General features: G+C 62.6%; 1 protein-coding gene and 1 pseudogene (1 of these 2 cut by a window edge). Both read right to left on the reverse strand.

Going from position 1 to position 2,326, the window contains the following annotated elements; genetic code table 11:
• Positions 1-299, reverse strand: a 299-nt coding sequence (locus tag GEU01_RS07410) for a transposase (RefSeq protein ID WP_232272449.1), incomplete at its 3' end; no start/stop codon positions are given.
• Between the two features lie 130 nt (positions 300-429).
• Positions 430-2,326, reverse strand: a pseudogene (gene nuoG, locus GEU01_RS07415) (NADH-quinone oxidoreductase subunit NuoG); it runs 168 nt beyond the window's last position.

A 2,326-nucleotide genomic window follows, 5' to 3' on the forward strand; every position in this document is an offset into this window, starting at 1 on the left:
TTTTTTTGGGCTCCCGCCGCCTTGTGGTGAGCCCTGATGTTCGTGCCATCCAGAAAAGTCATGCCCAGCGCCACTCCGTGGTGCTCCTGAACCAGTTCGAGCAGGCGTTCCCACACCCCCAGTTTCGCCCAGCGGATGAAAAGCTGCGCCGCCCGCCACCACGGACCCAGCTCAGCGGGGATACTTCGCCATTTCGCACCATTCTCATGACGCCAGAAGATCGCTGCTATCGTACGCCGCAGATCATGGGGCGGTGTCTTGCCCCTTGGCCGAACCGCCTCAATCAGCGGTTCCCAGATCGCCCATGTCTCATCAGTGAAAGTGCCTGTTCCGTCTCCTTCTTCAATCCATACAATATAGGAAGTATTTTAAGATCTAACAGGCCCTAGCTGGCCCAGCATGGTGTGAAAGAAGAAATCCGCCATGGTCCTACTCCGCCGCCTGGTTTGCAGGGTGCACGTAAATCCCCGAACAGGTTTCCATGGTCGGGCTGGCGCGACACACGGCATGGGTCAGGTAATAATCGGCAATGACCGGATGGAACGGGTCACCGGACATGGCCACTGAACCTGCCTGTGGTGGCGTAGTGTCGGACGTGGCGTGACGTGCCCACGCCGCCCCGAATACCGGGCAGGCCCGCTTCATGCGCGCACGCAGGGCCTCGATCGTGTCATAGGGCAGCTTGCGCCCCACCACTTCGGAAAAGGCGCGCAGGATACGCCAGTCTTCCCGCGCGTCGCCCGGCGGCATGATGGCGCGGAAGGCTTCCTGCACCCGCCCTTCGGTATTGGTGTAGGTACCGGGCTTTTCGGCATAGAGCGTGCCGGGCAGGATCGCGTCCGCCCGCGCGGCGCCCGCATCGCCATGATGGCCCTGGTAGATGACGAAGGTTTCCGGCCCGATGCGATCGGTCGCGAATTCATCCGCGCCCAGCAGCCACAGCACGTCCACCCCGCCATCCAGCATCCCGGCCACGTCACGGCCCCTTGCCCCCGGCACAAGGCCAAGGTCCAGACCGGCAACGCGGCTGGCCGCCGTATGCAGCACGTTGAAGCCATGCCAGTCAGGCGCAATGGCGCCCACCTGCGCCGCCAGGTCCCAGCATGCCTTTGCAATCGCCTGCCCGTCGGGACGCGTCAACGCGCCATGACCGACAATGATCATGGGCTTTTTCGCGTTTTTCAGGACATCGGCAAAGGGCAGTTTCCCGTCCGCCAGTTCGGCCAGCGTATCCGGGCCGGCACCCAGCACCGTGGCGGCATAGGTCGGGTCGGCATTGGGCGCGCCGATCATGGCGATGGGAAAACCACCGCGCCCGGCGGCAAGGAAGCGCTTGCGGATGCGCGCATTCAGCACGGGCGCTTCCTGCCGGGGGATGGAGCCTACGATCAGCAGCGCGTCCGCGTCCTCGATACCGGCAATGCCACTGTTGAAGATGTAGAAGTCACGGCGCGACGTGTCGTATTTCGCCCCGTCCTGCCGACAGTCGATATTGCTGGACCCCAGTGTTTCCATAAGGTCCTTCAGCGCCATCATGCTTTCGGCGTCGCACATGTCGCCCGCGATGGCGCCGATGCGTTCGCCCGGCACGTTCTTCAGGCGCATCGCGATGGTGGAAAAGGCGTCCTGCCAGCTTGCAGGCTGCAGTTTGCCATCCACCCGCACCCACGGCCGGTCAAGGCGGCGACGGCGGAAACCATCGACCACGAACCGTCCCTTGTCCGACAGCCATTCCTCGTTCACTTCGTCATTGATGCGCGGCACGATGCGCAGTACCGCGGCACCGCGTGCATGCATGACGATATTGGTACCCACCGCGTCACAGACATCGATGGAATCCGTGCGCTTGAGTTCCCATGAACGGGCAGTGAACGCATAAGGCTGCGATGTCAGCGCGCCCACGGGACAGATGTCGATCAGGTTGCCCGACAGTTCGGATGTCAGGGCCTTTTCAACATAATTGGTGATCTCGAGGTTTTCGCCGCGTGAAATACCGCCCAGTTCGGGCACGCCCGCGATTTCGGTCGAAAACCGGATGCAGCGCGTGCACTGGATGCAGCGCGTCATGACCGTCTTGACCAGCGGGCCAAGATATTTGTCGGTTACCGCGCGTTTGTTTTCACGGTAGCGGGAATGGTCCGCGCCGTAGCCGAAGGTCTGGTCCTGCAGGTCGCACTCACCGCCCTGGTCACAGATCGGGCAGTCGAGCGGATGGTTGATCAGCAGGAATTCCATCACCGCGCGGCGGGCGCGGCGCACGACCTCGGTATCGGTGAAGATCTGCATTCCCTCCCCGATGGGAAAGCCGCATGAGGCCACCGGCTTG

Origin of the sequence: Komagataeibacter europaeus LMG 18890, from assembly GCF_000285295.1 — a bacterium.
GTDB classification, from domain to species: domain Bacteria; phylum Pseudomonadota; class Alphaproteobacteria; order Acetobacterales; family Acetobacteraceae; genus Komagataeibacter; species Komagataeibacter europaeus.